A 4830-nucleotide genomic window follows, 5' to 3' on the forward strand; every position below is an offset into this window, starting at 1 on the left:
CCTACCGAACTTGCATGCGCCGGACATTCAGCGCTTGGCACAGATCATTGTAGGAGCGCGCTTGCCCGCGAAGGCTTACGTACATTCGATAGAGAGTAAGCGTCTGCCAAAGTCACCTTGTATGACTCAGAACGGTATAAGCAGTCCTTCAGAAAGCCGTAGGACGGCTGATAATCCATGGCCTGACCTCATCCGGCGTCATGAAAAGCCTCGTTTATCGCGTTGAGCAAAGTAGCCCTTATAGGCGCGTCACCCTCTCACCTACCAATCCTCAAATACCCGAAAGTCATTCTCTCGGGCATTTGAGCATCCGGTAAAAAAACTTGTAACTCAGTTCACCTTGAACCGTCCCACCAGCCCCTGCTGTTGCTCGGCCAAGCGGGCTAACTCGCGGCTGGTGACGGCGGTTTGTTCAGCACCGGCGCTGACCTGGATAACCAGAGTGTTGATGTCGTTTACGTTGCGGTGGATCTCCTCGGCAACCTGACTCTGTTGTTCTGCCGCCGAGGCGACCTGTATGTTGCTGTCGCTGATGGTCGCGATGCCCTCGGCTATTTCTTCTAGCAACTCCCCTGCGCGCACTACGTTGCTCGCGCCTTCTTGAGCCTTCCCTAGAGTTTCCTGCATGGAAGTGGCGGCACGGTCGGAGCCGGATTGCAGATTGGCGATCATCTTCTGGATACTGACGGTGGAATCCTGAGTCTTTTTGGCCAGATTCCGCACCTCATCGGCGACCACGGCAAATCCACGACCCTGCTCACCGGCACGGGCAGCCTCAATGGCAGCGTTCAAAGCTAGCAGATTGGTTTGCTCTGCTACACCACGAATCACATCCAAAACCGAGGAGATGGAATAGCTTTCACCCTTGAGCTCCTCAATGATTCGGGATGTTTGTTCGGCCTGAACCTCAAGCCCTTTGATCAAGCTGATGGTGTTCTCGATTTCAGCCTTGCCCTGCATAGTGCTGGCATTAACGCGCTGCGACATCTCTGCGGCGTCGGTAGTGCTGCGCGCCACGTCTTTGACCGTGGCGCTCATCTCGCTGATGGCAGTGACCACCTGATCGGTGCCTTGACGCTGCTGGACGACGTTATTGCTAGTTTGCAGGGCCACAGCCGAAGACTGCTCGGCGGCGGTCGCGACCTGCGCCGTGGCACTCCCGATCTCACGGATCACTTCACCGATCTGTATGGCCATGTTATCCAGGTTACGCGAGATCTCGCCAAACTCGTCTCTGCCGGTGTAACGGGTTCTGGCAGTTAGGTCACGCGTGGATAGCGAAATAAGGGTGCGGTTCACGTCGACCACAGCGATTTTGATATTGCGAATAATCACCGTAGCGAGCCACAGCACCGCAATCAACATCAGAATGACGGTGGCTATTGCGACATACAGACTGCGCTGGGCATCGGTACGCGCGACATTGGCTAGGCTCACGACCGTCTGGCCCAGTTCAGCCTCGACCTGAGCCATCATGTCGATACGGCTGGTGGAAAGGTTGAACCAGTCTTCGGGTTTGATATTAAGCGGATCGCCTAGAGGCGTATCAAATCCGAGTTTTTGCAGGCGAGCTACATCGACGGATGCGGGCTGTTGTAGAACCGCATCCAGCTTATTTTTGAACACGGCAGGAGCCCAGCGTTGAAAGGCCTCGAAATAGCCGGAGAACTCGCCCATGTTGCGGCTGAAACGTGACAACAGCGGCGCATCAAAACGGTTTTGGTTGAATGCCAGGCCAAGCAGTACACGCTCTCGACCAGAGCGCTCTTTCATGTCTACGAACTGATTGAGTGAACTCAGCCCACGCAGGATTTCCGGATCCTCAATGCTGGTTTCCAGTGAGTAAGAGAAGCCGATCAAATTTTTGATAAGATCGGTGAATCGGGTGCCGGACTCGCCGTTATTGATTGCGAGCGTGTCCACCTGCTGACGCAGTCCGGCCAAACCATCAATTGCGCGCAGCATCTTGTCAGGCGCGATAAGACCCTCGGTCGATTGCGCATGCATCGCGCTCACCGCACGGTCGGTTTCTTGGCGTAAGACTTTCAACTCGTCCTGCATCGTCTTACCACCGCTGCCCAGAAACACGCCGCTTGCGCCGCGCTCACGCTGGATAGTGGTTACTACGTCACTGAGTTTCTGCGCGGTGCCGGTAGCGGTGACCGCTCGGTTCATCTCGCTCAGTGTCTCTCGTTTGTCAGCTACAAAAATCCCGGCGAAGACCAGAAAGCCCAACAGGGGAAACATCAAAATAAGCAGTAGCTTTGTACTCAAAGGAGCATTTCTAAGCATGGCAGGCCTCAGGGCTTGAAGATGTTGTTTAAAGCTATCCAAGGCGAACGTTCTATGAAGTCGACGTCTGATAGAGCCCAGGATGGTTCAGTAGTAGCCTGCCGTAGCCAGTTTTTTCTCCGTTCGGAATGTTTCGGCTGAAACCAGCAAAGCTTTACCTGTAGCTAAGCAGGCGCCCAGCTATGTGGTAGCAGTCGCTCGATCTCGCTGGCCCGCTGCGTCGGCAGCTGCGTCAGCACATCCTTGAGATAAGCATACGGATCATGCCCGTTCATACGTGCCGACTGGATCAGGCTCATGATCGCCGCCGCCCGTTTGCCGCTGCGCAGCGACCCAGCAAACAACCAGTTCGACCGCCCAAGCGCCCACGGCCGGATCAAGTTCTCGATCTGGTTGTTGTCGATGGGCACAGCACCATCGTCCAGGTAGCGCGTCAGCGCTACCCAGCGTTTAAGGCTGTAATCCAGGGCCTTGGCCGTAGCAGAGCCCTCGGGCACAAGTTCGCGTTGGGCCAGCATCCACTCATGCAGTTTTTCAGCGATGGGCACCGCCGTTTCCTGGCGTAATCGCCAACGGTCTTCGTCGCTCATTTCCTTAGCGTGTCGCTCGACTTCGTACAGCCCGCCAATCGAGTGAAGCGCCTGCTCAGCCAACTGGCTTTTATTCGCGACGTGCAGGTCGAAGAACTTGCGGCGCGCGTGGGCCATGCAGCCGATTTCGGTGATGCCCAGCTCGAAGCTTGCCTTGTAGCCGGCAAAGTCGTCACAGACCAGCTTGCCGCTCCACGTGCCCAGGAAGTTACGCGCATGTTCGCCGGCACGGCTGGGGCTGAAGTCGTAGACCACGGCCTTGAGTGCCGAGAATGGCGTGCTGCTATAGGCCCAGACGTAAGCGCGGTGGGTTTTCTTCTCTCCTGGAGCCAGCATTTGTACCGGTGTTTCATCGGCGTGGACTACGCGCTGGGCCAGCACTGCTTCGCGCAGCGCATCGACCAGCGGCTGAAGCTGCACGCCGGTTTGACCCATCCACTGCGCTAGTGTCGAGCGCGGGATGGCAAGGCCGGCACGGCCGAAGATCTTTTCCTGTCGATAGAGCGGCAGGTGGTCGGCGAATTTGGCCACCATCACTTGCGCCAGCAGGCCGGCAGTGGGGATGCCCTTGTCGATCACCTGCGGCGGCACCGGGGCCTGGGTCAGTGTTTCGCACTGCCGGCAGGCCCATTTCCCACGAACGTGCTGTTCGACGGTGAACACGCCCGGCGTGTAGTCCAGCTTCTCGCTGACGTCTTCACCGATGCGCTGAAGCTGACAGCCGCAAGCGCACTGAGTGTTGTCCGGCTCGTGATGGATCACAGTGCGCGGGAACTGCGGCGGCAACGGCGCACGCTTGGGTTGCTGGCGTGGTTCTATCTGCGCGGGTGCGGGATGAAGTGCTTTTAAGTCGGCCTCGATGGCTTCAAGGTCGGTATTAAGCAGGTCATCGAGCAAGCTGCCTTGCGCCGGGCTGATCTGCTCGCTGCGCTTAGCAAACTTGTGTCGCTTGAGAATGGCGATTTCGTGGGTGAGCTGCTCGATGATCGTCTCATCACGATGGATCTTTCTGCCCATGGTGTCGACCTTGGACATCAGCTGCGCAGCCAGCGCGCGCAGTTGTTCAGGGGGCATTTGATCGAGATCGGGCAAAGAAGTCATGCCGTGGATTTTACCAAAGCAGTCCTCCGGTCACAGCTATAAGCCAGGTATTAGAGCAATGTAATTGCGCCGCCTGCACCTACTCGCTGCCAAGGCAATCCAAGTACCAGCGCCTGGAGTTGTTCGGGGTCGAGTTCGACCTCCGCGCCAAGATGGATGCCCGGCCAATGAAACTTGCCCTGATTCAAGCGTCGCGCCGCTAGCCAAATACCAACGCCGTCATGCACCAGCACCTTTATGCGGTTGGCCCGGCGGTTGGCAAAGAGGTAGGCGCAGTGCGGCTTCGCCGCACCGAACACGGCAACCACCCGGGCCAGTGCAGTGTCAGTGCCGGCCCGCATGTCCATGGGCTGGGTGGCGAGCCAGATGGAGTCGATACGAATCATTGGGCCAGGCCACGGATAAAACACGCGCAGCCGTCCGGATCTGAGGCTGGCCATTTTACGGTGACGGATTTATCGCCCAGAACCAGTGAGATGATCACCGTCTCTTCTGTTGCGCGCTTGGGTGCAGCTTGTACGGGGATGAAGGCCGGCAGAGTTGCGGGTGATTGATCCCGGTAAATCGGTAGCCACTTGCGGATCACGTTGGCGTTGATGCCGTGATGGATGGCTACGCTGGAAATCGTCGCTCCAGGTTGCAAGCATTCCTGGACGACCTGGGCTTTAAATGGTTTGGGGTAAGAGCTGCGTTGGCGCATGGAAATCCTGGCGATAAGGGTGATCGCGTCCGCTTAAAATACGCGGACACCATCGCCCTAAATACTGGAGTTCGGTAGGTGTGTTCGCCATCCGCTTACGATAGAGATGCGTCGGGTGTACCAACGCTTTCGCGGGCAAGCGCGCTC

4 protein-coding genes are annotated in these 4830 nt (G+C 57.3%); all 4 read right to left on the bottom strand.

The features are described 5' to 3' along the window. Positions 1–330 precede the first annotated feature (330 nt). The 4 genes from BMY98_RS26350 to tnpA all read right to left on the bottom strand — a co-directional run bounded on the left by BMY98_RS26350 (position 331) and on the right by tnpA (position 4683). Entirely contained in the window at positions 331–2247 is a 1917-nt protein-coding gene (locus BMY98_RS26350; protein WP_074893721.1) for a methyl-accepting chemotaxis protein, read from the bottom strand. Positions 2248–2456: 209 nt separating this feature from the next. Next, positions 2457–3983, bottom strand: a complete 1527-nt coding sequence (gene tnpC, locus BMY98_RS26355) for an IS66 family transposase (protein WP_015885961.1) — start codon at positions 3981–3983, stop codon at positions 2457–2459. Between the two features lie 50 nt (positions 3984–4033). Further along, positions 4034–4369: an IS66 family insertion sequence element accessory protein TnpB gene (gene tnpB, locus BMY98_RS27770; RefSeq protein ID WP_015885960.1), complete on the bottom strand. Its 336-nt coding sequence runs from the start codon at positions 4367–4369 to the stop codon at positions 4034–4036. Beyond that, a complete protein-coding gene (tnpA, locus tag BMY98_RS26365; RefSeq protein ID WP_015885959.1) occupies positions 4366–4683 on the bottom strand; it encodes an IS66-like element accessory protein TnpA in 318 nt (105 codons plus the stop codon). Before tnpA ends, tnpB begins: the two co-directional genes overlap by 4 nt. Positions 4684–4830 lie beyond the last annotated feature (147 nt).

The organism is Pseudomonas graminis (genome assembly GCF_900111735.1).
Taxonomy (GTDB): domain Bacteria; phylum Pseudomonadota; class Gammaproteobacteria; order Pseudomonadales; family Pseudomonadaceae; genus Aquipseudomonas; species Aquipseudomonas graminis.